Source organism: Methanolobus sp. ZRKC3 (assembly GCF_045291275.1).
In the GTDB taxonomy this organism is placed as follows: domain Archaea; phylum Halobacteriota; class Methanosarcinia; order Methanosarcinales; family Methanosarcinaceae; genus Methanolobus.
The window spans coordinates 796110-823092 of the sequence record NZ_CP146982.1 but is presented as its reverse complement, the minus strand read 5'-3'; the positions used below and the strand labels follow the sequence as shown (position 1 = coordinate 823092).

28 protein-coding genes, 1 tRNA gene and 1 pseudogene are annotated in these 26983 nt (G+C 38.1%); 14 read left to right on the top strand and 16 right to left on the bottom strand.

Annotated features, from left to right (window positions below; translation table 11 throughout):
• Window positions 1–119 precede the first annotated feature (119 nt).
• A complete protein-coding gene (hcp, locus tag V7O66_RS04115; protein ID WP_406661709.1) occupies window positions 120–1739 on the top strand; it encodes a hydroxylamine reductase in 1620 nt (539 codons plus the stop codon).
• A gap of 207 nt (window positions 1740–1946) precedes the next feature.
• Here hcp and V7O66_RS04110 read toward each other — a convergent pair whose 3' ends face one another.
• Window positions 1947–2327: a hypothetical protein gene (locus V7O66_RS04110; protein ID WP_406661708.1), complete on the bottom strand. Its 381-nt coding sequence runs from the start codon at window positions 2325–2327 to the stop codon at window positions 1947–1949.
• Window positions 2328–2525: 198 nt separating this feature from the next.
• The gene (locus V7O66_RS04105) at window positions 2526–3914 is read right to left on the bottom strand and encodes an amidase (RefSeq protein ID WP_406661707.1); all 1389 of its coding nucleotides are present in this window, start codon (window positions 3912–3914) and stop codon (window positions 2526–2528) included.
• Window positions 3915–4046: 132 nt separating this feature from the next.
• Here V7O66_RS04105 and V7O66_RS04100 point away from each other — a divergent pair, with 132 nt between their 5' ends.
• The gene (locus V7O66_RS04100; protein ID WP_406661706.1) at window positions 4047–4682 is read left to right on the top strand and encodes a B12-binding domain-containing protein; all 636 of its coding nucleotides are present in this window, start codon (window positions 4047–4049) and stop codon (window positions 4680–4682) included.
• 244 nt (window positions 4683–4926) lie between these two features.
• Here the strand turns inward: V7O66_RS04100 and V7O66_RS04095 are convergent, their stop codons facing one another.
• Window positions 4927–7326 (bottom strand): adenosylcobalamin-dependent ribonucleoside-diphosphate reductase, encoded by a 2400-nt coding sequence (locus tag V7O66_RS04095; protein ID WP_406661705.1) that lies wholly within the window; start codon window positions 7324–7326, stop codon window positions 4927–4929.
• A gap of 465 nt (window positions 7327–7791) precedes the next feature.
• On the opposite strand from V7O66_RS04095, the gene V7O66_RS04090 reads away from it, so the two are divergent.
• Window positions 7792–7920: a hypothetical protein gene (locus V7O66_RS04090; RefSeq protein WP_406661704.1), complete on the top strand. Its 129-nt coding sequence runs from the start codon at window positions 7792–7794 to the stop codon at window positions 7918–7920.
• Window positions 7921–8048: 128 nt separating this feature from the next.
• On the opposite strand, the gene V7O66_RS04085 is transcribed toward V7O66_RS04090, so the two are convergent.
• Window positions 8049–8420, bottom strand: a complete 372-nt coding sequence (locus tag V7O66_RS04085) for a winged helix-turn-helix transcriptional regulator (protein WP_406661703.1) — start codon at window positions 8418–8420, stop codon at window positions 8049–8051.
• Between the two features lie 136 nt (window positions 8421–8556).
• Between V7O66_RS04085 and V7O66_RS04080 the strand changes: the two genes are divergently transcribed.
• A complete protein-coding gene (locus V7O66_RS04080; protein ID WP_406661702.1) occupies window positions 8557–9135 on the top strand; it encodes a flavodoxin family protein in 579 nt (192 codons plus the stop codon).
• 233 nt (window positions 9136–9368) lie between these two features.
• Here the strand turns inward: V7O66_RS04080 and V7O66_RS04075 are convergent, their stop codons facing one another.
• Window positions 9369–9980, bottom strand: a complete 612-nt coding sequence (locus V7O66_RS04075; protein WP_406661701.1) for a LysE family translocator — start codon at window positions 9978–9980, stop codon at window positions 9369–9371.
• A 270-nt stretch (window positions 9981–10250) separates the two neighbouring features.
• Window positions 10251–11276 carry a uroporphyrinogen decarboxylase family protein gene (locus V7O66_RS04070; RefSeq protein ID WP_406661700.1) on the bottom strand — a complete coding sequence of 342 codons (1026 nt, stop codon included), beginning with the start codon at window positions 11274–11276 and terminating at the stop codon, window positions 10251–10253.
• A 417-nt stretch (window positions 11277–11693) separates the two neighbouring features.
• Between V7O66_RS04070 and V7O66_RS04065 the strand changes: the two genes are divergently transcribed.
• Window positions 11694–13016 carry a hemolysin family protein gene (locus tag V7O66_RS04065; RefSeq protein ID WP_406661699.1) on the top strand — a complete coding sequence of 441 codons (1323 nt, stop codon included), beginning with the start codon at window positions 11694–11696 and terminating at the stop codon, window positions 13014–13016.
• A 267-nt stretch (window positions 13017–13283) separates the two neighbouring features.
• Here V7O66_RS04065 and V7O66_RS04060 read toward each other — a convergent pair whose 3' ends face one another.
• From V7O66_RS04060 to V7O66_RS04050, 3 genes are all read right to left on the bottom strand, one after another.
• Window positions 13284–13478, bottom strand: a complete 195-nt coding sequence (locus tag V7O66_RS04060; protein ID WP_406662570.1) for an ACT domain-containing protein — start codon at window positions 13476–13478, stop codon at window positions 13284–13286.
• A gap of 46 nt (window positions 13479–13524) precedes the next feature.
• Window positions 13525–13695, bottom strand: a complete 171-nt coding sequence (locus V7O66_RS04055) for an ACT domain-containing protein (protein ID WP_406661698.1) — start codon at window positions 13693–13695, stop codon at window positions 13525–13527.
• A gap of 906 nt (window positions 13696–14601) precedes the next feature.
• Window positions 14602–15465 carry an HD domain-containing protein gene (locus tag V7O66_RS04050; RefSeq protein WP_406661697.1) on the bottom strand — a complete coding sequence of 288 codons (864 nt, stop codon included), beginning with the start codon at window positions 15463–15465 and terminating at the stop codon, window positions 14602–14604.
• A 741-nt stretch (window positions 15466–16206) separates the two neighbouring features.
• Here V7O66_RS04050 and V7O66_RS04045 point away from each other — a divergent pair.
• The 4 genes from V7O66_RS04045 (at window position 16207) to V7O66_RS04030 (ending at window position 18434) form a co-directional block, all read left to right on the top strand.
• Window positions 16207–16704: a flavodoxin family protein gene (locus V7O66_RS04045; protein WP_406661696.1), complete on the top strand. Its 498-nt coding sequence runs from the start codon at window positions 16207–16209 to the stop codon at window positions 16702–16704.
• Between the two features lie 225 nt (window positions 16705–16929).
• Window positions 16930–17208: a nitroreductase family protein gene (locus tag V7O66_RS04040; protein ID WP_406661695.1), complete on the top strand. Its 279-nt coding sequence runs from the start codon at window positions 16930–16932 to the stop codon at window positions 17206–17208.
• Window positions 17209–17213: 5 nt separating this feature from the next.
• Complete coding sequence (locus V7O66_RS04035; protein ID WP_406661694.1) at window positions 17214–17531, top strand: nitroreductase family protein; 318 nt, start codon at window positions 17214–17216, stop codon at window positions 17529–17531.
• A gap of 93 nt (window positions 17532–17624) precedes the next feature.
• Window positions 17625–18434 (top strand): tryptophan-rich sensory protein, encoded by an 810-nt coding sequence (locus tag V7O66_RS04030; protein WP_406661693.1) that lies wholly within the window; start codon window positions 17625–17627, stop codon window positions 18432–18434.
• A 471-nt stretch (window positions 18435–18905) separates the two neighbouring features.
• On the opposite strand, the gene V7O66_RS04025 is transcribed toward V7O66_RS04030, so the two are convergent.
• The 5 genes from V7O66_RS04025 to V7O66_RS04005 all read right to left on the bottom strand — a co-directional run bounded on the left by V7O66_RS04025 (window position 18906) and on the right by V7O66_RS04005 (window position 22724).
• A complete protein-coding gene (locus V7O66_RS04025; protein ID WP_406661692.1) occupies window positions 18906–19097 on the bottom strand; it encodes a TRAM domain-containing protein in 192 nt (63 codons plus the stop codon).
• A 566-nt stretch (window positions 19098–19663) separates the two neighbouring features.
• Entirely contained in the window at window positions 19664–20254 is a 591-nt protein-coding gene (locus tag V7O66_RS04020; RefSeq protein WP_406661691.1) for a hypothetical protein, read from the bottom strand.
• A gap of 480 nt (window positions 20255–20734) precedes the next feature.
• Entirely contained in the window at window positions 20735–21619 is an 885-nt protein-coding gene (locus tag V7O66_RS04015) for a tetratricopeptide repeat protein (RefSeq protein ID WP_406661690.1), read from the bottom strand.
• A gap of 67 nt (window positions 21620–21686) precedes the next feature.
• Entirely contained in the window at window positions 21687–21818 is a 132-nt protein-coding gene (locus tag V7O66_RS04010; RefSeq protein ID WP_406662705.1) for a hypothetical protein, read from the bottom strand.
• Window positions 21819–21845: 27 nt separating this feature from the next.
• On the bottom strand, window positions 21846–22724 hold the full coding sequence (locus tag V7O66_RS04005) for a hypothetical protein (RefSeq protein WP_406661689.1): 879 nt from the start codon (window positions 22722–22724) through the stop codon (window positions 21846–21848).
• A 51-nt stretch (window positions 22725–22775) separates the two neighbouring features.
• On the opposite strand from V7O66_RS04005, the gene V7O66_RS04000 reads away from it, so the two are divergent.
• Complete coding sequence (locus tag V7O66_RS04000) at window positions 22776–22940, top strand: hypothetical protein (protein WP_406661687.1); 165 nt, start codon at window positions 22776–22778, stop codon at window positions 22938–22940.
• Between the two features lie 64 nt (window positions 22941–23004).
• Here V7O66_RS04000 and V7O66_RS03995 read toward each other — a convergent pair whose 3' ends face one another.
• A complete protein-coding gene (locus V7O66_RS03995) occupies window positions 23005–23187 on the bottom strand; it encodes a tetratricopeptide repeat protein (protein WP_406661686.1) in 183 nt (60 codons plus the stop codon).
• A gap of 153 nt (window positions 23188–23340) precedes the next feature.
• On the opposite strand from V7O66_RS03995, the gene V7O66_RS03990 reads away from it, so the two are divergent.
• From V7O66_RS03990 to V7O66_RS03980, 3 genes and pseudogenes are all read left to right on the top strand, one after another.
• Entirely contained in the window at window positions 23341–24969 is a 1629-nt protein-coding gene (locus V7O66_RS03990) for an ATP-binding protein (RefSeq protein ID WP_406661684.1), read from the top strand.
• 122 nt (window positions 24970–25091) lie between these two features.
• Window positions 25092–25522 (top strand): annotated as a pseudogene (locus tag V7O66_RS03985) (transposase); the annotation flags it as partial.
• An 81-nt stretch (window positions 25523–25603) separates the two neighbouring features.
• Window positions 25604–25867 (top strand): 2TM domain-containing protein, encoded by a 264-nt coding sequence (locus V7O66_RS03980; protein ID WP_406661683.1) that lies wholly within the window; start codon window positions 25604–25606, stop codon window positions 25865–25867.
• Between the two features lie 193 nt (window positions 25868–26060).
• Here V7O66_RS03980 and V7O66_RS03975 read toward each other — a convergent pair.
• Window positions 26061–26145, bottom strand: a tRNA-Leu gene (locus V7O66_RS03975).
• Window positions 26146–26226: 81 nt separating this feature from the next.
• Between V7O66_RS03975 and V7O66_RS03970 the strand changes: the two genes are divergently transcribed.
• The gene (locus V7O66_RS03970) at window positions 26227–26982 is read left to right on the top strand and encodes an MBL fold metallo-hydrolase (RefSeq protein ID WP_406661682.1); all 756 of its coding nucleotides are present in this window, start codon (window positions 26227–26229) and stop codon (window positions 26980–26982) included.
• The last annotated feature ends 1 nt before the right edge of the window (window position 26983 follow it).

Below are 26983 nucleotides of genomic sequence, written 5' to 3'. Positions count from 1 at the left end.
CCAGAAGTAATGAGCCATTTACTTTGAATGCTCATGTGAGGGAAAGGCTTGATAAGTGGGAGCATAAAATAATAAATGTATATATCTACACATCATATCTAGAAAATAGGGGTGACAAAATGTTCTGCTACCAGTGTGAAGAAACAATGAACGGGGAAGGCTGCACAAATAGTGGTATGTGCGGTAAGAAAGGGGAGGTCGCAGACCTTCAGGACGATTTACTCTATGTGCTTAAGAGCATTGCATTCTACAACCAGAAAGCAAGAAAGGCAAAAATTTCTGAAGAGAGCACTGATGATTTTATGCTCGATGCACTGTTCTCAACTATAACGAATTCCGATTTCAGAGCAAGCGGAATTCAGGACCGCATTGACAGAGGATTCAAGCTTCAGAATGAGATCAAGCAGAAACTTCTGGATAACAATGCACTTGATGAGAACGATCTGCCCGAGATCGCAACTTTGACCCCGGAAAACCTCAAGGACAGGAATACCGGCGTACTTGCAACAGAGAACGAAGATATACGATCATTGAGAGAACTGTTGATCTATGGTCTCAAAGGAATTGCAGCATATGGACATCATGCTATGATGCTTGGAAATGTCAATAAAAAAGTTAATTCATTTATAGAAGAAGCCCTCGTGGCAACCACGGATGACAGTCTGACTGATCAGAACCTCATTTCATTGGTCCTGAAATGTGGGGAAAAAGGCTTTGATGTAATGGCAGACCTTGACAAGGTAAATACCAATGAATTCGGAAATCCGGAACCTACAGAGGTCAATATTGGGACAAGAGACAAGCCGGCAATTCTCATAAGCGGCCATGATCTAAAGGACCTGAAACAGCTTCTCGATCAGACAGAAGGGACCGGTGTTGATGTCTATACTCATGGTGAGATGCTGCCTGCAAATTCATACCCTGAATTTAAGAAGTACGAAAATCTGGTGGGTAACTACGGTGGCTCATGGTGGCGTCAGAAGCAGGAATTCGAGAGCTTCAACGGACCAATATTAATGACAAGCAACTGCATAGTCCCTCCAAGGGAGAGCTACATTGATAGGATATACACTACAGGCTCCGTAGGTTATGACGGTATCACACACATCGTAGCTGAGGATGATGTGAAAGATTTCTCGGCTATTATCGAGCAGGCAAAGACCTGTGAACCTCCGGTACAACTGGAAGAAGGTACCATCATGGGCGGTTTTGCTTACAACGCCGTACTATCCAATGCAGACAAGATCGTTGATGCTGTCAAAGCAGGCAAGATTAAGAAGTTCATTGTCATGGCAGGCTGTGACGGACGACACAAGGACAGGCAGTACTACACGGATTTTGCGGAGGCATTGCCCAAAGATACTGTCATACTTACCGCCGGATGTGCAAAATATCGCTACAATAAACTGAACCTCGGTGACATTGATGGAATTCCAAGAGTGCTGGATGCAGGACAGTGCAATGATTCATTTTCACTGGTCGTTATTGCACAGGGACTTATGTCCAGACTTGGATTCATAGATGTTAACGAAGCACCAATCTCGTACAATATCGCCTGGTACGAACAAAAGGCTGTCCTTGTGTTGCTTACCCTCCTGAGGCTTGGAATACAGGATATAACCCTTGGCCCGAAGCTACCTGCATTTGTCTCACCCAATGTCCTCAATGTACTGGTGGAGAAGTTCAATATGACACCGAACACTACCATAGAAGAAGACATGGAGAGACTCTTGAAATAAGGGCTTAAACAAACTAAAAAGGTAAAGACCGGAATTTAGCTGGTCTTTATCTATCTCTTTTTGTTTCATTAAATTGTACAAGCTAGTTTTTCCATAATAGTGAGAGGTTGGATATCTAAAAATAGACAAAAAGAGATTAACTTGTTATTTTATTTTATTTTATTTTATTTTATCATTACAGTGATTACAGGCTTCACTATTGTATTCTTAAATTATACACAATATCCCTATTGGTAAAAACAGCGTCCATTGAAACATTGTAATTAGTGGATTGGGAACTTTGTTCTTTATCGAGTAGAATATTTGGACTAGAGCAAATAGCAAATAATTAAGGCCAATGAATTTCACCATAATTACATTTTCCGGACTCAAAAAGATTCCAAAACCAATTAACAGTAAAGTGATGGATGAAAGCAATAAGTAGATAGAGACATAATGAAATACACTTTGTAATATTGCTTTGGGAATAAGTTCCATATTGGAATCAAGCATTGGTCTTAGGTACCATTTTGATCCAAATACAAAGTGACCAACAACAACAAACAAAGCTAGAAAGCCTGCAATAATAATTTTTACATCCACTTTCATTCCTCTTTTAAATAATATTTATATATTACTTTTCACCCGTATTTGTAGTTCTGTAGGACTATGGTAGATACGTTAACAAACTTAATAGGGAGTAGAGTTTTCTACTCTCTACTCTAACTCTTATGATGTCGAATTTGATTGTATTTTTCATGTGTCCATGTTTTAGTTCACATTCTCTTGTCTTTTTATAGAAATTTATCAGAACTGCGGTGGCTGCCAGCCACCAAAGACTTTCTCGATGTATTGTACCACAGCCAGAGCAACATCTTCTCGCCATGGACGAGCTACCACCTGTACACCAATGGGCAGTCCTTCCGGTGAAGTGCCGGCACGGACAACCGCAGCAGGCCATCCGGTCAGGTTATAGGTCATGGTATAGCTAAAAGCAAGGAAGTTTTCGAACGAGGTTCCATGGTTCATAGCAGGATAGGCACACACAGGACAGATTATTACATCATAGTTCTCCATGAAAGAGAGCATTTTACTGCGGAACATGTCCAATTGGATCATCAATTCACTGAACTCAGCAGATGATCTGGCTTTAGAGTGGCACTCTTCTAAAATACCTTTTGTCCAGGGATGAATTTCAGTTGTTCCTGCAACCTGTAAGGACTTTTCGATCCAATATCCGGCGTCTGCTTCAAACATAGCATTCTCAAACCAAAAAGACTGTTCAATACCTTCAGGCATGTCTTCTGTAACGGTCATTCCTGCATCTGAAAGTACCCGTGCAGTCTTTCTCACTACCCTAACTGTTTCTGGTGTGGGCGGTATGATACCGTTATCTGTGTAGACAGCGGCACGCAATTTATTGATCTCAACTGTATCAGGATCACCCAGTGGCATAGGAACGATTGCAGGATCGCGCCAGTCTACACCTGCAATAATTGGAAGTGTTAAGATCAGATCTTCCACGAATCTTGCCATTGGTCCGGCCTGCCATAATGGAATTATGTGTCCAAATGGAGACGGAAAGTGGCCTGTTAATGGCACTCGTCCTGCAGTCGGCTTGATGCCAGCTATGCCACAGAAATGGGATGGTATACGAATGCTTCCCCCTGCATCATTGCCCAGACCTAATGGGGATCCGCCCACAGTTATAATGGCTGCTTCTCCTCCACTGCTACCTCCGGATGTACGGGAAATATCGCAAGGATTGGATGTACATCCATAAACCAGATTGTCGCTCTCATAGCCAAGAGCAAACTCCGGGAGGTTGGTCTTCCCCAAAAGAATCGCTCCTGCGGCCTTCATTCGGGCTACAATGGTGGCGTCCCGAGCTGGAACAAAGGACGAACGGCCTTTAGTTCCTGATGTGGAAATAATTCCTTTTGTCTCTACATTATCTTTTATTGTAAATGGTACACCGTGAAGTGGCCCTTTAATATCTCCCCGTGCAAGAGCAGTATCGGCTTTTTGCGCCTGTTCCCGAGCCTCATTTGCTTGCAGCTGTACAATCGCGTTCAATTTAGGATTTACTTCTTCGATCCGCTGTAAGTATGCTTCAACCACTTCTTCAGAACTGATATCTTTTGTACGAATGGCTTGTGCCAGTGCCTTCGCGGATGAGTAGATTATTCTATCCAACAACTTTACCCCCATTGTAAATTTGTTAAGTCCTTTGATATAAAATCTTTGCATATTTGGATAAAGATTTTATGTGGGGTATCTATATATTGAAATAGATAACAGTTTACATTATATTTATGGGGGCAAATAATGGTCACAGAAAATGTTTTATCTTCACAATTTGAGCAATATTTACTTTCTATGAACAAAATTGATGCAAGCAGACTGATACAAAATGAGTTTTCCGGAAACAATGCTTTTCAATTAATTCGAGAAATAATCATGCCTGCTCTCAGGAACATAGAGTTAGCCTGGAAAAATAATACGATTCCTATGTCTCATCAATATGCAGCTAACAATATCTGTGAAGAAATTGTAAGTTCGATTCTCCCTCCTGAAAGTCCAGAAAGAAAGACTATGCCAAGATTAGCTATTACAACTCTGGGTGATGAGTTTTTGCTTGGAAAGCAAATTGTAGTTTCATGTATGAAAGCAAGTGGATTCAATATACATGACTATGGGACCATGCTGGTTGAGGATGTTGTTAACAAAGTACGGGAAGACGGAATTGAGGTTATTCTGGTTTCAACCCGGATGCCTGATTTTGCCTATAAGGTCAGAAACCTGCGAGATAATTTTGATGAAGAAAGTATCACTGCTAAGATCATAGTTGGCGGTGCTCCATTTTTACTCGATGATGAATTGTGGAAGAAAGTAGGTGCTGATTCAATGGCAGCTGATGCAACAGAAGCATTATTCAAAGTTTATGACATGATGGTAGAATAGCAATTTCGCTAGCTAATATTGGTTAAGCACTTAGAATATAGATATGCTATAATTTAGGTAGTTTGATGATAGATCGTTTTAAGAGGAATATTAGAAGCTAAAACAAAGAATTCGATTTTTGACAGATCTAACTATAAAGCATTTAACTCACTTTCACTCAATGTAATGTTTTATTTATCCTGTCAAACATAAGGTTTTTTGTGTTCACGGACATGAATTTCATCAAATATTAAATGGTGTGACGTTAATCACACCTTGTCCAGCCACATGCTGAACAACTTCTACATCCATCAATACGTCTTATCCTTTCACCACATTCCGGGCAAACACCCTTAAATGATGTCTGTACTTTGATGCCCTTTTGAACACTTCTTTGTGTATCGATCACTTTTTCTATTGTACCGTTAACCGAATCTTGTGTCAATGATCTGAGGTAATTAGCCACGATCGAAGGGCATGACTTACCATCAGTATCACGACCTTTACATGCATCACACTGGATTTTACTCCAATGATGTGTAAGGCTTTTGATATTTGCTCTTCCCTGCAATGCAAGTGATACAGTGATCGCAAGTGCAGAAGAATGAGCTTTACATCCACCACCGACAGTGGTCATGAACATCTCCCAAAGAATCGCATCATTGCCATCGTTTATTGGATTCTGGAACGACTTGCAATATAACTCACCACATCCGGTTGTGAACTTTATCCTTCTACCATTTACAGTTTCCTTTGGATGCAAGTCAATTTCTGTATTGTAATTCAATCTGAAGAGATTCACCCTCTGAAGAAGCTCACTCTTCTCTTCAAGAGATAACCTTTCCATTGCAAAAGCGAATGTCTCAGGATTCATTATATCAATCTGAGTAGGAGAAATATCTTCTTCAATATCAGCTTCTTCAATATCTGTATCTCCGCATATTTCAAGGAGCTTTATATCATCCTCTTCTGATTCTTTTGCAGCAACGATCACCTGGTCGTCCCTGGAACCATCACGATAGACTGTCAGACCTTTACAACCGAGTTTCCAGGCCATCATATACAATTCCCCAATTTGCTTAGATGTGGAGTCATAAGGGAGATTTATGGTCTTTGAGACAGCGTTATCAACATACTTCTGAACTGTAGCTTGCATCTTCACATGGTCTTCAGGTGAAATATCGAAAGCTGTGATGAAGTATTCCTTCACGTGGTCAGGGACTTCAGTCAGGTCCCTCATCTTCAGAGATGGAGTTGTCCTGAGTATTTCCATCAGTTCTTCAGAATAGAAACCTTCTTCCTTCGCCACCTTCTCAAAGAATGGATGAACTTGAATGAATTCACTATCAACGATCTTCCTCTTATACACGAAATTGAAATTAGGCTCAATTCCAAATGATACACCAGCGAATGTTGCAAGTGTACCTGTAGGTGCGATTGTTGTGATCTGACAATTTCTTGGTGTCTTCTGTGATGGAAGATTTTCCTGCTGGAACTCAGGGAACGTACCGAATTCACGACCAAGCATGTTTGATGTAGCCCATCCAACGTTATCAATGAACTTCATGACCTTTCCAACCATTTCACGGCCTGCATCACTGTCATAAGGTAATTTCATGTACAACAGCATGTCTGCAAGTCCCATGACACCCAATCCAATAGGTCTGGTCTTGTGTGCCATATCATGGATCTCAGGTAATGGGAAATGATTCACATCGATGACCCTATCCAGGAATGTGACTGCAATTTCAGTGATCTTCTTGAGATGGTCAAAGTCAATTACATAGCGTCCATCTTCTGTGGTTTTCAGCATATTAACTAGGTTTATTGAACCGAGATTACATACGCCGAATGGAATGAAATAGAACTCACCACAGGGATTCGATGATTTGATTGCACCGAGATGAGGAACAGGATTAGTGGAATTTACCGTATCAATGAATATCATTCCGGGTTCACCGGATTCCCATGCATTCTTGCATATGATATCAAATATCTCACGGGCATCTGTAAGGATTACTTCATTATTATGAGGATTCAACAGTTCAAAATCATTTCCTTTCTCAACAGCATCCATGAAAACGTGAGACACAGCAACGGACAAATTGAAGTTTGTCATCGTCTTGTCATTCTTCTTACAAAGGATGAAGTCAAGAATATCCGGATGGTCCACACGGAGAGTACCCATGTTTGCACCACGTCTCATACCACCCTGTTTGACTTCTTCTGTAGTTGCATTGATAATCTTCATCCAACTGAGAGGACCGGATGCAACACCATTTGTTGATGATACCGGGGAACCCTTTGGTCTAGTTGAAGAGAAGTCAAAACCAGTTCCACCACCGCTTTTATGAACAATAGCAGTGTTTTTGACGGTCTCCATTATTTCAACCATATCATCTTCAATAGGTAATATAAAACATGCAGAAAGCTGTTGTCTGTCACCTTCTTTACCTGCATTTGCCAATGTAGGGGAATTTGGCAAGAAATCAAGGTTGTACATTACATCAAAGAAGTCATCTGCTAATTCTTTGTCACCATTTGATATTACAAATGCGACTCTTTCACATAATCCGCTCCAATCCTCACCCTCATGGTAATACCTTTTACCGAGGATATCTTCAGCAATGGGGCTAAGTGTCTTGCATTGCGTTGTAATTCCCATTTTTTCACCTTATAGTTCTAAACAAAATTTTCATCATTTGTACTTCAACAATCAATCTTCAGCTTTATATAACTCTTTAATATTCAGACTCAAATGGGAACTCACAGTAATTTTAAAAGTATCATATGTTGTTGAATAGAGTTGTCAGCTTCAGCCAGGATAGTTATTTTAATAGGTTTTTAACAGATTCCAGATCAAATGAATTGTCTTAAAGGTTATGAAAATACGCTTAATCTACATATACCCTATACAGACTTTATAAACAGTCACTAACAAAAAGTATACTTGAGTTCGATCATGGTAACCAGGCTTCATGCCATTTTGACTCCATTCTGCCATTGACCGCAGAATGCCTGCCAATAATTTCTATGGTCATTGAGGAAGATATTATCAAGTATCAGGGATAAGTTTTCATGAAGAACTTGTCCTATTCAATTTTAATAATAAAGATCATGGTGTGATGAAATGGAAGATCCACTGGAATTTTTGAGGAACATCAAATCCGTGGCAAGTCGAGATGGACTTGTTCAGAATGTGGAGGCACTATTTGTGTACATAGCGGATGTTGCTATAGTTGTGGTAAAAAAAGAATGAAATATAATTAAATTTCAACTCTCCTGAACCATTAGTGGATCATCTTTTTTAGCAACCCATGCTTTTTCCTGCAATGATTTTATCCAGGGAATAATTAAAGGCAGGGAATCAATTGCTAAAGTAATACGTTATTCATCTTGTCCAAGAGTGCACTGCCTGCCCAGGTATTCACTTCCCCAATCACAAAGCGCTTCAAGTATAGGAGCAACGGTCCTACCAAATTCTGTTAATGAATATTCAACCTTTGGAGGTATTTCCGGATACATCTTCCTGTTTACTAGACCATCTTCTTCAAGTTCTCTTAGCTGTTTTGTCAGCATTCTTGGGGAAACGCCATGGAGATTCTGCTGTAATTTGTTATAACGTATGACCTCAAGTTCTTTTAGCTGCCAGAGGATAAGAGGTTTCCATTTTCCCCCGATAACATCAAGGGTCGCTTCCACAGGGCAGTGGTACTCTTTGTTGTTCCTGATATTGATCAGTTTTTCGTTATTTTCCATGATTTTTACCTAAGTATACTTTTTGTTAGTGACTATTAAGAAAGTCTGTATGGGGTATATGTACATTAGCTGTATTTTGATGGTATATAAGGTAATTCATCGGATTTGCATTATTTAAAACAAGGACGGTATTAAAATGAAAGTAATCGCAATAAACGGAAGCCCAAGAAAAGAAGGAAACACCGCAGCACTCCTGAAAGAACTCACATCCAAACTTGAAGCGGAAGGCATCGAGACCGAAACCATCAACATTGGCGGGAAGAAGGTTCGCGGTTGTACTGCATGTATGAAATGCTTTGAGAATAAGAATAGTAAATGTGTTTTTGATGATGATATCATCAACGAATGCATCATGAAAATGAAGGAAGCCGATGGTATTGTCATAGGTTCGCCAACATATTTCGCTGATGTCAACACAGAGACCAAGGCACTTATTGACCGTGCAGGGTTCGTGTCTATTGCAAACGATAGTTTCTTTTCAAGAAAGGCCGGTGCTGCTGTGGTAGCAGTTCGCAGGGCAGGTGCAGTACATGCTTATGATTCCATCAACCATCTCTTTGGGATAACCAATATGGTCACTGTGGGTTCAACTTACTGGAACCTCGGTATTGGTCTGAATCCCGGGGATGTCAATGACGATGCTGAAGGTATGCAGACCATGGATAATCTCGCTTCTAATATGGCGTGGTTGCTGAAGAAGATACATTCAGAGTAAATAAAAAACAGAGAAATAGATAACAAAATGGGAATCACTAGAATATTGAGGAAATGCCATAAAGACATTTTCTCTGTAATTCTTTGACTTCAACACCCTTCCCACAACTCCAACCTTTCTTTTACATGAGCATAAGTGAAAATGGCTTCTAGGCTTCAGCCATCTTCTTCATACAATTCAATACCCTTAGAATGATCAATCTTCTTCCAGTCTAAACAGGGCACATATAGAATTCACGGTACTGCAATATGCAAACCTAACAAACCCAGGCCCTCTTCAATGAAAAACAAGGCAAAAATGAGATAAACAACTCCTAGAGAACGAATCGTATAAAGATAATAGTTGTTTTTCAGGAAAGACCTGTATCTCCCTACAATAAATGCAATCGCAATTTTTGAGCCTACAAGAAGAGTATAGAACCCAACCACGAATAGAATCGTTGCTAATATATCAATGGCAAGGGTCTTGAAAAGAATGGGGGCACCGATGGCGATCCAAAACAGGTATGGGTGAGGACTCAATAAATTTGCTAAAATACCTTTCTTAAGGGAGTCCTTTTTTTCATTACTGATATCAACATCAATATTTTTAGTTTTAAAAGAGGAGATCCCAAGATGTATCAAGTACACTGCACCTGACAGACTAATAAAAGCAATTACAGAGTTCTGACTTTCAAAACGTAGCAGAATGAATACAATGGACGCTATTATCAGAATATCTGTTATCAATGGGGAAATAGCAACCTTAAAACCTGCCTTTGACCCATGTTGCAGAGTTTCAGAAATTGTCATTGCCAGTAGTGGTCCGGGAGAAATACCCGCAACAAAACCGAGAAATATTCCCATTAATAGAAATTCTGCAGTTTCATACATAATTATTCCACTTTGTTATACTCACGTTTTCTTTCTTGTACAATTTAAGTTATCTCCATCCAGGTAATTCCCAACTGCAAGGATTATATGGTGGGATTTTGTAGACTTTTCGAGATTCATTGATGTTTTTACCTTTCACCAGGCATCATTTGATTACAAAACGTGGCAATATACAAAAATCTTCCACCTGGTAAATCAGGTAAAAAAGAGAAGATCAGAGATGATAACTATGTTACATGATCATCATTTTCCAGTGTATGATTTTATTGCATCCCACAAATATTCCATGTTCTCTTCCGGAGTGCCAAGTGAAATTTCACCGCCGGTTGAAAGAATAAATCCTTTTTCAGGAGCAGCATCCATGCACTTTTTTACTTCTTGTTCGATTTCATCTCTGGATCCCTTGATGAACACATTTTGATCCATGTTTCCCATTAGACAGACATTTTCTTTCTGCATTTCTGCGAGATCACCATGTGCAAAGCTCAAACCATCTGGTTTTAGCTTAAATTCCATATCCAAAAATGGATATTCCGCATAGTTTTGTGAGACCACATATAATCCTCGTGTCTTTATGTGGTCGACAACCTGCTTTGTGGATCCGAATATAAATTCTTCAGATATCTCGGGGCCGAAGAGGTCTCCTGCATTTGCACCGTTCTCAACAAAGATTCCATGAGCCCCACTGTCTATCAAAAGATCAGCGTACATGATAACTGCCTTTGTTAACTTTTCGAGTAATGCACGCATACCATCCGGTTCCGTCATAACCTCCACACAAAGATCACTTACCTCCATTAACTGGGATGCAAGCAGCATTGGTGATTGTATTGTTGCTGCAACGAACACAGTATCACCAATCTTTTCGTTCATGATCCTGATCGATTCTGCAATGGTCTTTACACGTGGTGACGTAAGGATCATTTCAGGATCGATCTTGTCATGTTCATTTACAGATTTTATTGCAAATTCTTCAACTGTCGGGTAATCATTCTCTTTAATGTGGATCTTTGTACCGAGAGCTTCTGCTTCAACAAGTATGCATCCCCAGGGTGACATTACGTTGTCATGATGATATGTTTCCTGTGCAAGAATTTGAGCTTTTGCAATTCCCTCTGCTGAATAGTATGCATCACCCATCGTAGTGTTCATTTTCTTTAATATCGCATTACCTGCACCAAACCATAGATATCCATATGGGACTCTGTCAACTTCTTTCATTCCAAGAGCGTTTATAAATCTCTCTTTTGATGTCATTTGTTCCGTCATATTGTTTCCACTCCCTGATTGCAGATCATGTTTGTCTGGTATGCGTGAATAAGTGTAAATAAGTATGAATAAGGTATGAATCAATACTGTATATATTTTACTTTGGAAGTGTGTTTAGCGCAATCAACAATAATTTTAAATGCACTGGAGATATCGATGCTCATTTACACTTAATGCTCATGTTAGGTAAAGATTGGAGATGTAGGACGGAACTCTTCTCAAAAATAAAATTTATGATTGCAAATAATTTGTTTTTTTGGGAGTGAAAGTTGGAAAAAGCATTACTTTTACTTTTATGTTTTCATTAGTTCTAAAAAAACTTGTGAATATTTTAAGATTACCTTTTTGCAAAACGGAAGTTTTACAAGCTGAAACCTGAGTATATTTAAAAATAACCTGTTCCATATATCTTACATAATGTCTTATACTCTTGAAATTATCGTTATTGTTATTTTGATATTGCTCAACAGCATTTTTGCGATGTCTGAATTCGCCCTTGTTTCATCAAGAAGGATACGCTTAAGGCAAAAGGCGGATAAAGGAGATACAGGGGCACTAGCAGCACTTGAAATCTCAAAGAACTTGACTCCTTTCCTTTCAACTATTCAGATAGGAATTACTCTGATAGCGATATTTACAGGTGCATTCGGAGGAGCAACTATAGCAAGGGGTCTTTCCTCCTACTTTACACGGTTCCCTGCGTTAGCTCCATACAGTTATGCACTCGGAATTTCCATTATGGTGGTTATCATCACTTACCTTACCTTAGTATTCGGGGAACTTGTTCCAAAAAGAATTGCACTCTACAGAGCAGAAGCCATTGCTTCCAGGGTAGCAAAACCTATGAGATTCTTTTCTTCAATAGCAAGGCCGCTGGTGGTAATTCTCAGTTCTTCAACCGATGCCGTACTCCGGCTTCTGAAAGTTCCAAAAGACTATGAACCGTCGATTACGGAAGAAGAGGTCAGAGTCATGCTTGAGAAAGGAACCAAAAACGGAGTATTCGAGAGGGCTGAACTAAGCATGATCAAAGGTGTACTTAAGGTGGGTGACCTTCGTGTTGAATCCTTGATGACACATCGCAATGAGATAATCGCTTTGGATCTAGAAGACAAAGTTGATGTGAACCTTCAGAAAATGATAGATAGTGGCCGTTCCTATTTTCCTGCTTATGAGAAGGACTTTGACAACATTATCGGTATAGTTTCAGCAAAAGATATCATGGCAAATATCGTGGAATCAGATATCGTTGACATGAAAAAACATATCAAAGAAGCGCTCTTCGTTCCTGAAACCCTGCTAGTGCTGAAGCTCCTTGAAGCATTCAAGGAAAACGAAGTGCATATAGCTCTAATAGCTGACGAGTACGGGAATATCCAAGGAGTCATTACCCTCAACGACGTACTTGAAGCGATTGTGGGGGATGTCAAATCCCTTGGAGAGCCAATGGAGATGCCCAAAATAGTTATGCAGAAAGACGGTTCTTGGCTTATCGACGGAGATACACCCATTGAAAAGGTAAAGGAAACGCTATCCCTTGATTCCTTCCCTGAGGAGGAGGATGGATATTACTATACAATCTCCGGGCTTATTATGTTCATCCTCCATCGCATACCCAATATTGGAAATAACATTGAGGTAAAAGGAGTAAAATACGAGGTTGTGGCCATGGACGGCAATCGCATTGACAAGGTGCTGGCTATAAGGATTGAAAGTGTCGCAGATGCTGACACAATTTGAAATGCATTATGTTTTTCTTGCAGTCGCTCTAAACAGGCTGCTCAGACCAACCTCAAGTTTATCTATCAGAGGCCAATAAGTTTGAAGAGTTAATTCGCCATATATACAATCAAATTGATCATCTAAAAAAGAATCAAGTTTAAGCGCCAGAATTGCTTGTTCGGATGCTTTGAATAAACCAGAACATTGGAGAGAATGAAGAACTCATTCATCGTGTCATTGTAGAAAATGTTCATGTCACAATGAAAATGGAGCTCTGGAACCTTTTTAGATCTGTTTCTCTGCTGCACTGAACTCTTTTAATGCTAATAGAGCTTCGTCTGCTTTTTCTGTCTGCACAAATATATGATCGTGATAATACGCAGCCACTACATTTGCACTTATGTCATGGGATGCCAATTTTGTTGCAACAGCCGCCGTTAAACCCACCGCATCCAAACTTGAATGAACTGTTAACGTGATCTGTTTAAAGGTACTCTCATACGCTAATTGGGCTTTCTCTGCCGCTTCAACCGAAACTATTAGAGTTTAAACCTTCTTTTTCCACAAATGAAGCCAGTGGACTCAAATGCGCATAATCGGAGTAGTCACCATCAACTGTACAAAATACATAGTCACCACTTTGAATTTCAGGTGTCATGGATCTCAGCAACTCATCTAATTCAACAATTCTTACCATAATTTGCTCTCTCCATTTAATTGTTAATGTCTAATAGATGATGTTCCATATTCTACTTACTGGTAAAATGATCATCTTATAATGTCTATGAAACTTGAAGCCTTCGACAGTATTCAAGTTAAGATGAAAATAGGGATTGATTTGAAAGAGATTTCAAATGCAATTATTATGAGATTAAAATATAATAATAACTGTGCTACTTTCTATGCTTTTATTAATAAATCATACTTGATCTACCAGGTGCAATTAAAAAAATATATATATTTTATCCGGAATTTAAGTGTCCTGAGGATGATTTACTATTAATAAATCGATCTGATCTATGCCTGGGACATGTTGAACCATTTCTTCTTTATTGGGAACATATCCAGGTGCATTCATCCTCACACATCCAATCTTTTAATTTCAATCCAAAATCAAACGAAATTAAATAATTACACATAAGAAAAGGTGAAAACATGAATACAAATGATAAATTACGCTTTAGACCCGCAAATGAAACGTTTAAACATATCTTAAAAGATTCAGCCTGGATTACTGCTGTATTTGCAGTTGCAATATTTGGTCTGTTTACATCTGGGAGCATTTAGTGTTCCCCAGATTTTCATTTTGATGAATGTGAAATGTATTATTCAGATATATAGAAACATTCTACTGACTTGAATAAGTCTGATTATAGTCATTGTATTTTTTATCTATACTTTACAAGTAAATGAATCTATATTTCCATACTTCAAAATAATACCACCCAAATCTCAACCCCCTCCAACATCCACACTCCAGTTTGATATCCTCGTGCGACTTATTTATATTACAAAATCCCTATGTCCTATCCAGGTTAATTGGGCTCAAAGCAAACTGGTTCTTTCAGAGGAAAACACATTACCAGATCCTTGAAACTGCAGTTTATAACAGCTCTTCCACACATTCCTTGAAATCACGGTATGCACGGGTCTCTGCGATGTTCTGTGGACCCGTAGCGAAAGCCTCCAGCATTGAGCGGTAATACCATTCCTGTTCTTTCTTAGGTGCATTGAACTTGTCCCAGAAGCTTTCTCCTTCCATCTTTACATCGCTGATGAGGTCCCTGATATTGGCAAGCTTGTCTGCACATGAGAGGAGTTTGATCTCACAGTTAGCTCTCTCCATCTTTCTTATGGTGTGTTCCTTCCGTTCTTTCCAGGTCTGTGCCTTGTCACCAGTCGCAGGCTTTCTGAGCTCTTCAGGTTCGGTAACAGCATCCACGTAATCAGCAACTTGCTGGCCATATTTTCTTGATACTGTTACAATATCAACGTCAGTATCTTCAACAATGTCATGGAGCAATCCTGCAAGAACAAGTTCAAGAGGTGCATTCTCTTTGAGAAGGATGGATGCTACATCCATTGGATGCGATATATATGGAATACCTGACTTCCTCGTAGCGTTCTTGTGTTTATCTACGGTGAATGCAAATACATCAGCAAGTTCTGGCAGGGCTGTCTCCTTTTGTCCTTCATATTTATCCTGGAGCTCATTTAATTGTATCCTGTAGTTTGCCATCCTCACATGTTCGTAAACGGTTAATTCGCCATCAATCTCTGTTGCTATCATCCTGTAAGGGTCACTGATCCAGATTCTCCTGAAAGGTTCCTCGGACAGGAAATCCAGATAGCTGAATAGTTCAGGCGTTTCTATAGGTTCGGAAACATCGATCGTATAGATCGTAATCCCGTTTCTTTTTTTTTCAATATTGCTGCAATACTGGCTGATAAGTTCACGTATTTTCATGATGACAACTCCCTGATTGATGTAGATAATTTTGAATGCTGACTTTACAGGTCTTTACCTTAATACTTTAAAGTTAATAGTATATCATCTCTATCAAAGGTGTTCAGAAAATATCCGACTCGATCAAATCGAAACAGGGAGATCAACAAGGAATCTGAAAAGCTCTTGCAGTTATCAGCTTGATTGAATCAGAGAAAATGGATAGTAAGGACTTTATCAGGACTGAGAGCTATTCCTTAAGATTGAAACCTTCAGGAGCAAAGAAACTTACTGCTGAGTTTAATTCTATGATGAATGGGAAGGTCGAGTACAGGAAGAAGAATACCACTTGGGGAACTGTTCTTTTGTTCAAAGCTAGGGAATTGGCTCAGTATCTAGTGGTAAGCGACAGGAGATCGATTTCATTAAACCCTACTATGCGACAAAGAGACAGGATACAAACGACATAAGACAGAAAATACTCAGTATTTCCTATTCAGATTGGAAAAAGCTAGGATATTCTAAAGGAATCTTATATTATATGAAGAAAAATGCGAAGGCTGATAAGTCTTTTACACTCAATGTTCATGTCAAGGAGAGGTTGAAAGGATGAGAACAGAGTGTTTCTGTTGATGATGAACTTTGCAATGGTTCTTTATTGTAGTCGATTTTTCTATACTAATTAATGTTTAGTATTTTAGTTACTCTCATCTATATATACCTCCAGAGCCGAATTTTTTTATTAATTATAAGGTGGGAGTTATGAAAACATTAGTAACATATATGACACAGACAGGAAATACACAAAGGATCGCAGAAGCTATTTTTGATGAAATTGCTGGTGAAAAGGATATCAAAGAAATTAAGGACGCAAGCAATTTTGAAGGCTATGATCTTGTATTTGTGGGTTTTCCGATACTGCAGTTCAACGTTCCAGCGAATGTTTCTAAATTTGTTTCAGAGAATGCAGCTGGCAAGAACATAGCATTCTTCATGACCCATGGTGTTCCTGAAGGATTCGAGGCTATTAAATCATGGACAGGATCATTAGAGGATGTCGCAGCCGGTGGTAATTTACTTGGTACATTTGAATGTCAGGGTGAAATTGCACAGAACGTTCTTGATATGCTCGAAAAGTCCGATGATCCTGAGATGAAGGCATTTGCTGAGTTGGGTCCAGGCGCAAAAGGACAGCCTGATGAAGCCCATGTTCAGAAAGCAAAGGAATTTGCAAAGGAAATTCAGGCAAAGGTCCAGTGACTGAATATACCTGTTTTTTCTTTTTTATAATTTGATGTAGAATTTGGCATTGGTTTTAATTCGCAAAATAGCTAGAAATAATTGCACGGCAGACGTTCTAAAAATTATTGCCTACGGTGTTTGTGATATTCAAGCTTAGAAAAATCATTAGTTAGTGCTTACGTTGTGAGTTATATTATTAGTACAGATCAAGATAAATGTGGAATAAATAACAGGGGTAATAAAATGGAATTTGAGGAACTGACAACGGCTAGATATTCCAGCAGAAAATATGATGGTAAAAAGATAGATGATGGTACTATTAAGCAAATAAAGGATATGATAAGGAACAGTCCGTCTGCCGTTAATCTTCAGCCGTGGAAGATCAAAATTGTAGACGATAGTGAACTTAAAGAAAAGCTTGCTCCACATATATTTGGCGGCCAAACACAGGTTCCCAGTTGTTCACATATGATGATCTTATGTGCAAATACTGAGTGGGATAGTCTATTGAAGCAAATATAGAATACATGAAAAAAGCACATGTACCGGAACAAAACATCAAATACTATCTGATGGCGGTTGATGGCATGTTCAGCAGGATGTCAGATGATCAGAAACTTGTAGAATCTGAAAAAAATGTGTATTTAGCAGTTGCTTGTGCTGTGTTTGGAGCCAAGTCCCTGGGAGTAGACTCCTGTATAATACAGGGATTTGAAGTTGATGCCATAAGCCAAATCCTGGGACTAACACCCAATCTCACACCTACATTGATTGTAACTTTAGGTTATGGTGCAGACAGTCCGAGTCCAAAGAACAGGTTTCCTGAGGACGAGATTTTCTTCTAAGAAGACTGCAAATCCATTTTTAAATTATTATGCTAAAATAAAATATGAATCAGGTTTTCTACAGAGCCAAAACAAAATGAAGAAGAAACAAAAATGGACAGAATGAAAAGAAATCCTGGAATTACAATGATTAAAATCATCGTAGTAGTAACTTTTTTGGCAATGCTTATTGTCAATGCACTGGCTAATATTATACCTATCAATGGAATTAGCACTGGTCAGGTTTCAGACTCCTACCCCAACCTTTTTGCTCCGGCGGGACTGACATTTGCAATTTGGGGACTCATATATCTGTTATTGGTGGGGTATACACTGTACCTGCTTGGCATTTTTCAAGGCGACACAAATACTGCCAAGACCGAGCTATTACGTAAAACAGGAATACTATTTTCTATTTCTTCCATTGCCAATGCAACCTGGATATTCTCATGGCACTATGACCTGATCCCACTATCCATGCTACTAATGGTTGTAATCCTTGTTTGCCTGATCCTGATAAATCAGATGATAAGCAATGAACAACTTACTGCAAGAGAATATTTTTTTGTCAGACTTCCATTTAGCATTTACTTTGGATGGATTACAGTGGCAACCATTGCTAATGCTACTGTACTTCTTGTCAGTTTAGGCTGGAAAGGTTTTGGTTTAGCTGAGGCTACCTGGGCTGTTATAATAATCTTTGTTGGACTTATTATTGGAGTTGCAACAATGCTAAAGAACAGGGATATTGCATACGGACTTGTCATTGTTTGGGCTTATGCAGGAATATTACTAAAGCACATGTCACCTGAAGGATTTGGAAACCAATATCCTGCAGTTATCATTACCACGGCCGTTTGTATATTTTTATTAGCTCTTGCCGAGGTATATCTTTTAATTTCAAAAAACAAGTTCACTAAGTAGAGAACATAAACAGTTTCAGATTTGTAAGAGATCTCAAGTATATCTTCAGATTATGAAAACTAATCGGAAATTTTACTTTTGATCCTACTCTTCTTGATAAGATCATCTCTTGCTTTTGAATACCATAAATCGATAATTTCGGTAGCCCACATGGGAGTGTAAACGTCTTTATCTGTAGGGACATATAGTTCAGATTTCAGTCCTTACGCGATCTTTTCAATATCTCTGGGTGCATTGCCGCAGAGACCATAGAAAAGGAATATACCAGTTGAACAAGAACAGCGAATAGTATTTACATATGAAGAAAGTAAATAGTTTAATAGCATCAAAAAATCAGAATAAATAGTTTATCGGCCTTATCATTCTTGTTCAGAATAAAAACCAATAGTTATATAGGCATTATAGAAAAAAAAAGGAAAACCAAAAATTTGGTTTCCCGGTTAGATGTTCAATTAGTTAGTAACTGTAAGATCAAGCAACTTCGCCAAATGCGAACTTGCTCATTACTTTTGTAACTTTTATTGAAACTTCGTCGCCGACCTTTGTTTCGGGGACAAAGACTACAAATCCACTGACTCTTGCGATACCGTCGCCTTCTCTTGCGATATCTTCAATTGTCACATCATAAGTTACTCCAACTTCTACTGGAGCGTCTGACTGCATTTTATTAAACAAATATTTCACGTCCTGATTAATTAGCTTAAATAGAAATACAACCATTTGGTTAAAGATATGGAAAAAACAGTAAATTCGATTAAAAAAATACTATCTAAATCTATAATTTATCAAACCAGTTAAAACCTCTAAAAGCACATGTAGTATACTAATGATACTATATAAAGCTATTCTAGTAGGTACAAGGAAGACGATTGATTTTAGTAAACCTGCTTACATTGGGAAAAGGGATGATACTGATATTCTAAGAAAAAAGATTCTTGCTATTGGTTATACTGAATGAAAGAAGATGGGATTCTCTAAAGGTACTTTGTATTATATGAAGAATGCTGAAGCGGATAAGTCATTTAGTCTGAATGCACATCTAAAAGAAAGGTTGGAATTGTGGGAAGGTACTCAATAGTAGCTTTTTACTTATACTAATAAAAAGAATAATATTAAAAAGCCTCCTTAAGAGGCTTTCTTCTACCCTGAAGATATTTTTTCAAAAGGCATTTTATTGACTTAACCGGTGATATTGATTTTATCAGGCATCTTACGGAGTAAAAAGCCGATTAATTTTTTTTGCCTATCCCCTCTGCTAATGCCTGGATTAAATCAAGAAATTGTTTCACAAAAGCTCCGGCCAGAAAAGATATGCCTGCTTTCATCAGGGTGATCTTTTCAGAATCACCGGCAGCTTCTATCGCATTTACTACGTTCTGTATGGTTGAATTCTCCAGGCTGATATTTGGTGGTACGGTTGTTGTATCAAAGTCAACAAATATCAGATCAAATAGCAGGTATATTCCAATTGCCATCAGGGGAGCAGCCAGTACACGCAAAGATTTTCTTTGAATATCGAAATCATCTAATTTGTCATAAAAACTTTTGTTGTTGAACTGTTTTAATTTATCTCCCTCATTATCTTCCTCATCTGTTAGCTCTTTTTTTCTTGTTCCCCATTCGCTTGCAGTAGAAGCAAAAAGATACATTAGTCCACCAATTAAGCTAAAGACAATTACATAAAGAGGTATAATCGGGTCTGACTTAAATACTGCTAAATAAATTAAAACAGCACTGGCAACGACAGCTGACCAAAAAATTGTTCTGATGACAGTCCGCCTAGGATTCTCATCACTTGCATCAACAGTATCGGATTCCATGTTTACCCCATATTTTTTAATATCTGGTTAATTTTCAGTTCTACCCAGTACTCACCACAAAAAGTCAAATATAATATATAAAATAGTATTTGTTTTTCAAAAGATATACTTATTGAATCTTTTTTACTAAACTCTAATACTAATTTGAAATATAAATTGTTTTTTAAAATATGGTTCTATTTATGTTAAAATGTAGATAAATAATTCCTTATAGAATTCTACCATCAAAAAATAGCGTACACTTTTTTCGCCTTGTATATATCCCAAAAATCAGGTGCGGGGATATAGGTAATGTTAAAAAACGGAACTATCAACATTAAGTATGTCTGTTAGAAATATCAATTACTTACTGATGCAAAAAAAGTAAAACATTCATACTGAATTATTTTATGTGTACAGTTCTGGACAATGAAGTAAGTTCCTAACAATTAAAGCCTACTACAAAAAAATAAAAAGTGGAATTGCGGATCAAGTATTTCTTTATTCTTGAATCTCCGCTGCTTTATTGTAGCATACAACTGCTTCTTCGTGCCTCCCAAGCTTGTCAAGGACAAAACCTTTGTTATTCCAGGCAAGGGCATAGTTAGAATCTATCTCTATGGCTTTATCAAACGCCTCTATTGCCATTTCATATTCTCCCTTATTAAAAAAGGCAAGACCTTTGTTATTCCAAGCAATGGCATCCTCTGGATCTATCTCTATGGCTTTATCATAAGCTTCGATTGCATCTTCGTATCTACCCATGTTATTAAGGGCAAAACCTTTGTTATTCCAAGTATCGGCATAATCAGAATCAATCTCTATGGCTTTATCATAAGCCTCTATTGCCTTTTCGTATCTACCCATGTTATTAAGGGTAGAACCTTTGTTATTCCAAGCAACAGCATAGTCAGGATCAATCTCTATGGCTTTATCATAAGCTTCGATTGCATCTTCGTATCTACCCATGTTATTAAGGGCAAAACCTTTGTTATTCCAAGTATCGGCATAGTCAGGATCTATCTCTATGGCTTTATCATAAGCTTTGATTGTATCTTCGTATCTACCAAGCTTGCCAAGGGCAAGACCTTTGTTATTCCAAGCAGTGGCATAATCAGAATCAATCTCTATGGCTTTATCATAAGCTTCGATTGCATCTTCGTATCTACCCATGTTATTAAGGGTAAAACCTTTGTTATTCCAAGCAACAGCATAGTCAGGATCTATCTCTATGGCTTTATCATAAGCCTCTATTGCCTTTTCATATTCACCTTGATTAAAAAAAGCAAGACCTTTATCATTCCATGTACCAGCAGTCTCTTCAATGCACCCGGCACAGAGAACCGCTATCAATGTAGCAACTAAGAAGATAATTTTTGTATTCACCCTATACCCCTCCAATTAAAATATCTGTATTTGGCACATAAAAAGATTTGCTTTATATGTAAGATTGTCAACTCTCTTTCACAACAGTATGAATGTTCTTTTCTGGATAATCGGGAGAGGCATCAGCCCATATATTTCCTGAAAAATCTTCCATCCTTGATATGAAGCTTAGCACCATCAACATGCATGTTGATTCCATGACCATTTAAGAGAAGGAGTTTCATGTTCAGAACCCTTCCATTCTTTGCTTTGGGTTACGGGCTTCATCTTTTATTTGAGAGATAAACTCAGAAGCTCTTTCCTTTCCTTGTAATTTCAATTCTATTTGAAAATTGAAAAGTTCAAGTGAATGCTCCTCAATAAAAGGTGCAATTAATGGATCACAATAATCACACTTGACAGAAGAAGGATCTTCAAGGGATTCGGCATCAATTTTAAGCTGATCAATAACAAAACTATCCCTGTAATATCCAAGCACCCATGTAATATGCCTTCTGAGAATTGGATACTCGTCTGGACTTACCTTATAAAGCTTTAATAATAATCTTAGTATTTCTAAGAATTTATCCTTGTTTGAAGGTTCGATACCTTTTTCGACAATATATCTAAAAAGAATTTCCAGTAAACTATCTACCAATTCATTATCTTCAGTATCCAAATGCTCAGCAAGAATATCCAATTGATTTGGACTTAACACATATTTTATTTCATATCTGGAAATTTCTTCCAATATCAGTTTTTTAGTTGTAATGTCTGCTGAATCAAGGTAGCTAAATGTCTTATCGAGATCTTTTTTCCTTTTCAAAGTCTTTTTTGGGATTAGATATGAAGCCCTTCCATCTGTTTCTTTAATACCGTATTTCGGCAAATCATCATATTTTAATGAGACAAGAATTCCTGACTTTCTCATATTGGATAATTTTCGATCTATACTTTTCTTTTTATAACCACGTTTATCGGGATGAGTTTTCATGAGGTAATTTACAAGTTGCCGCCTTCTTACGTACCCTTTTACATTTAAATATTCGAGTACCTCTGTGTCAAAATCGACCTCACTTTTGATATTATTTATGTCATTACTTTCGATATTTGATATCAAATTCATACTCAATTATGTATATATATCATCTCCTCATGACGATTTATGTTGATTAACATGAGTAATGAAAGAATACTAACCACCGTATCTCCTTATCTTAAGGAGAAGCTAGTACAGATGTCAGATAAGTTTGGATGCTCTCAGGCTGAAGTTGTCAGAATCGCATTAATGAAGCTCTGGGAGTTTCTAGGAGCAGGTTTCAGGGGATCAAACAGAGGATAAGAGAAAATGGCGATCTCAATTTGAATACTCCGGCGGTGAGGAGGTTAGTCAAAAATCAGTAAAATTATGAAGGCACCTGTAAATTAGAATCTAGTTCTTTTGCTTTTTCATATGCTTCTACTGCTTCTTCATCTCTTCCTAAAGAATTAAGGGCGGATCCTTTTAAGTACCACGCATAAGCATCATCTGGGTTTATGTCTATGGCTTTCTCAAATGCTTCTATTGCTTCTTCATATCTTTCGTCCAAGTCAGATAAGTAGATATAATATAAAATAAAAATATTTACACAAATGAATACTGGGTAATTAATATCTACAATAGTACAGTAAAATTATCATGATGCCACCTGGCGGAGAGTTTGATTCTTCCGAAGTCTAATAAATGGGGAAAGGGGAATAATATGACACAAATTGATATGGAAGAAATTATCAATAGCAGTCCGATAATTGTTTTTTTGTGGAAGGCAGAGAAAGACTGGCCTGTGGAATACGTAACAGATAATATCCTGCAATTTGGGTATATGCCAGATGATTTTACATCAGGACGCATTCCCTATGCTAACATAATACATCCAGATGATCTGGAACGTGTTCATGCAGAGTTTGACAAATATCTTGAAGAAAAAGTGCATAAAGATTTCACTCTGGATTATAGAATACTGACTAAATTTGGAGATGTGAGATGGATCAATGAAAGAACATTGATCCAGCGTGATGAGGATGGTACGATATCCCATTATGAGGGAATTATTCTTGATATCACAGAACCTAAGCGTTCTGAACAAAAAATACATCTCAACGAATCTCGCCTAGAAGCACTTCTACAGCTCAATCATATGATACATACATCAAGAAAGCAAATTATCGACTTTACACGCGAGAAAGCTGTGGAACTTACCGATAGCAATATTGGATATATTGGATTTGTGAATGAGGACGAAACGATCCTCACAATAGATTCCTGGTCAAAGAACGCAATGAAGATATGTGCTGTGGATAACAGGAGATTTGAATATTCGCTTGAAACTACTGGTATATGGGGGGAAATCGTAAGGCAGCGCCAACCAATCATAATTAATGATTATCTAAATTGCAATCTGCCAACGAAGGTTTTTCCAAAAGACCATGTTGCATTAAATCGTTTCCTCAGTATCCCCGTCTTTGACAAAGATAAAATTGTTGCGTTTGTAGCTGTTGGGAATAAAAAACAAAACTATGATTATTCAGATGTCAGGCAATTAACATTATTAATGCAGGGGATGTGGAAAACACTTAAAAATAGGAAGGTAGAGAAAAATTTAATTCAAGCAAAGATTGAAGCTGAAGCTGCTAGCAGGGCAAAATCTGAATTCCTTGCAACAATGAGTCATGAACTGCGCACACCTCTCAATTCAATTTTCGGTTTTTCACAAATGTTGCATGATCAAATATCAGGTGAACTGAACGAGAATCAAATGGAGTATGTTTCCAATGTTCTGGTAAGTAGTAAACATTTAATGGAATTGATCAATGATATTCTCAATCTATCAAAAGTTGAAGCTGGAAAAATGAAACTTGTGCCTGAAAGTTTCAAAGTTTTTGAGATCATATACGAGACATTAGGATTGATGCAACCTGCGGCAAATATAAAACACATTAATATTGAAACCAAAATTGAGAATGATGATCTGGAATTATATGCCGACAAGAAAATGATCAAAGACATTATGTATAATCTTCTCTCCAATGCAATTAAGTTCACACCGGAAAATGGGGAAGTGTGCGTTAAGACAAGTTCCATCAATGGCAAATTACAGGTTTCTGTCTCAGATAACGGTATTGGTATCTCTAAAGATGAACAACAGGAGATATTCAAACCCTTCACACAGGTGGATTCTTTTTTGACTCGTAAATTTGAGGGAACGGGCCTTGGTCTTGCAATTATGAAAAGATATGTGGAAATGCACGGTGGTAATGTTCTGGTTGAAAGTGACCTGGGGAAAGGCAGTACTTTCACGTTCACAATACCTATGGGTTACAAAGTTGAATAAAATCTTATTCAGGAGGGCTCTGTAGAAAACCTATTTTCGGTTTAATTTTTTACATGAAATTAATTTAAAATGGATTAACCCCTGAGTATTACTTAGCACAGAAAACTCGCTGATTAAGTTACTATGTCATGGACAAAGGTTACGATTCGGAAGATATCATTCACTAACAATAGAAGCTCTGGATGCAATATCTATGATTCCTCTAAGGCAGAGGAAAAGGAAGAAGATCAAAGGTAAATACCGTAGAAAAATGGCATGGGAATTTGACAAAGCATTGTATCATAACAGAAACCTGGTAGAAACGATGTTCTCTGTTCTGAAAAGAAAATATAGTGAAGAGATCAGAGCTAAAAAGTATTGGAATCAGGTGAAAGAGGTCAAATTCAAATTGTTAGTACATAACCTTGACAGGTATGTCAAGGTTATATTTGTTATTCAAATGAGGATTTCTACAGAGCCAAAATTTGCTGAAAATATCAAAGGAGTTTTTAAATTGGAAAAACAACTGCTTTTTCTCTTTACATCAACAAACCCTTTGAATTTGAAGTATTAGTTCGTTTTTTCCCTAGATATAGCTGTATCCAAAATACTAATCAATCAATCCTTCCTAGTATAAATGGGGAGGCGATATTAAGTGGAAGAAAAAGACAAGAAATTGCTACGTGCTCAAGCACGAGTAAAGGAACTTAAAAATTTCTACAACCATCTAATAATATACTTGGTGATAATGGGTCTGCTACTTTTCATCGACTATTCTGATGGAGGAAACTGGTGGGTTCAATGGCCGATTATTGGATGGGGGATTTTTGTAATAATACAAGGAATTAATGTGAGCAAAATCGGAAAGAATTGGGAAGATAAAAAGATTAAAGAGATTATGGAAAAAGAGGAAGAATGAATCACTTGACTATAAAAGCTAGATATTATTCAGTAGAACAATTAAAAACACCATATCATCTTTTTCTGTGAATGAATATTATGTAGTCAATTTATATTGACAGTTTCTCTTTTTGCCCTTTCAATTAACATTACTATAGATGTTTTTAGGAAGAGTTCCGTTTTTTGTTGTTACCTATATCCCAAAAATCAGGTGCGGGGGGAGGGATTCGAACCCTCGAAATCCTTCGATACTGGATCTTAAGTCCAGCGCCTTTGACCTAGCTGGGCAACCCCCGCATTGAGAAAAACAGAGTTGGCCTATTTGTCTAAGCATCCCCCTAATAAGAGTTAAGTTATTTAACGTTTATTCTAGCAGTCATGAAGATCACATTTCTTGGAACAGGGGTCGGGATTCCCCAGGCTGGAAGGGTGCAGTCAGGTCTTATCATGGAGATTGGTAGCAAACCTGTGCTTTTCGACTGCGGCTGCGGCGTTTTGTTCAGAATACAGGAATCCGGTTACGAGCATACGGACATTGAGAACATCTTTTTGACTCACTTGCATCTGGATCATGTGGGTGATGTACTGGCGCTTATCAAGGCTAACTGGCTTGTGGGCAAGACCAATATGCGCATGTTCGGGCCTGAGGGTACTAAAGAGTGGGTCGAGCAGACACTGTCCGTTTACGATTATATGCAGGGGCGCTTTGAGGTTGATATAATCGAGTTGAAGGCAGGGGACAGTTTCTCACCTGAGGGTCTGGATTGTGATATCAGGACCGCACCTGGTGTGCACAGCACCACCTCTCTGGCTTACCGTGTGGAGCATGGTGGCAAAACTGTGGTCTATGCAGGCGATACCGAGCCATGTGTTCCCGTGTTCGAACTGGCTGATGGTGCCGATGTCCTGATACACGAATGCTCCTTCCCGCTTGATTTCGAGATGACTAATCACACCACACCGGATATGTTCAGCGACCTATTGAAGAAGACCCCGCTCAACGTAAAACAGCTCTTTCTGGTGCATCTCTATCCTCACATGCAGGGACACGAGGATGAAGCTCTGGAACATATAGGAAAATATTTTGACGGGGATGTGACAATTCCCACGGACCTGCAGGTTATAGAGTTGTGAC

Coding starts and splice junctions, on each gene's coding strand:
- hcp (WP_406661709.1), top strand. CDS start 120: ATGTTCTGCTACCAGTGTGAAGAAACAATGAACGGGGAAGGCTGCACA.
- V7O66_RS04110 (WP_406661708.1), bottom strand. CDS start 2,327: ATGAAAGTGGATGTAAAAATTATTATTGCAGGCTTTCTAGCTTTGTTT.
- V7O66_RS04100 (WP_406661706.1), top strand. CDS start 4,047: ATGGTCACAGAAAATGTTTTATCTTCACAATTTGAGCAATATTTACTT.
- V7O66_RS04095 (WP_406661705.1), bottom strand. CDS start 7,326: ATGGGAATTACAACGCAATGCAAGACACTTAGCCCCATTGCTGAAGAT.
- V7O66_RS04090 (WP_406661704.1), top strand. CDS start 7,792: ATGGAAGATCCACTGGAATTTTTGAGGAACATCAAATCCGTGGCAAGT.
- V7O66_RS04085 (WP_406661703.1), bottom strand. CDS start 8,420: ATGGAAAATAACGAAAAACTGATCAATATCAGGAACAACAAAGAGTAC.
- V7O66_RS04080 (WP_406661702.1), top strand. CDS start 8,557: ATGAAAGTAATCGCAATAAACGGAAGCCCAAGAAAAGAAGGAAACACC.
- V7O66_RS04075 (WP_406661701.1), bottom strand. CDS start 9,980: ATGGGAATATTTCTCGGTTTTGTTGCGGGTATTTCTCCCGGACCACTA.
- V7O66_RS04070 (WP_406661700.1), bottom strand. CDS start 11,276: ATGACGGAACAAATGACATCAAAAGAGAGATTTATAAACGCTCTTGGA.
- V7O66_RS04065 (WP_406661699.1), top strand. CDS start 11,694: ATGTCTTATACTCTTGAAATTATCGTTATTGTTATTTTGATATTGCTC.
- V7O66_RS04055 (WP_406661698.1), bottom strand. CDS start 13,695: ATGGTAAGAATTGTTGAATTAGATGAGTTGCTGAGATCCATGACACCT.
- V7O66_RS04050 (WP_406661697.1), bottom strand. CDS start 15,465: ATGAAAATACGTGAACTTATCAGCCAGTATTGCAGCAATATTGAAAAA.
- V7O66_RS04045 (WP_406661696.1), top strand. CDS start 16,207: ATGAAAACATTAGTAACATATATGACACAGACAGGAAATACACAAAGG.
- V7O66_RS04040 (WP_406661695.1), top strand. CDS start 16,930: ATGGAATTTGAGGAACTGACAACGGCTAGATATTCCAGCAGAAAATAT.
- V7O66_RS04035 (WP_406661694.1), top strand. CDS start 17,214: ATGAAAAAAGCACATGTACCGGAACAAAACATCAAATACTATCTGATG.
- V7O66_RS04030 (WP_406661693.1), top strand. CDS start 17,625: ATGGACAGAATGAAAAGAAATCCTGGAATTACAATGATTAAAATCATC.
- V7O66_RS04025 (WP_406661692.1), bottom strand. CDS start 19,097: ATGCAGTCAGACGCTCCAGTAGAAGTTGGAGTAACTTATGATGTGACA.
- V7O66_RS04020 (WP_406661691.1), bottom strand. CDS start 20,254: ATGGAATCCGATACTGTTGATGCAAGTGATGAGAATCCTAGGCGGACT.
- V7O66_RS04010 (WP_406662705.1), bottom strand. CDS start 21,818: ATGGAATCAACATGCATGTTGATGGTGCTAAGCTTCATATCAAGGATG.
- V7O66_RS04005 (WP_406661689.1), bottom strand. CDS start 22,724: ATGAATTTGATATCAAATATCGAAAGTAATGACATAAATAATATCAAA.
- V7O66_RS04000 (WP_406661687.1), top strand. CDS start 22,776: ATGAGTAATGAAAGAATACTAACCACCGTATCTCCTTATCTTAAGGAG.
- V7O66_RS03990 (WP_406661684.1), top strand. CDS start 23,341: ATGACACAAATTGATATGGAAGAAATTATCAATAGCAGTCCGATAATT.
- V7O66_RS03970 (WP_406661682.1), top strand. CDS start 26,227: ATGAAGATCACATTTCTTGGAACAGGGGTCGGGATTCCCCAGGCTGGA.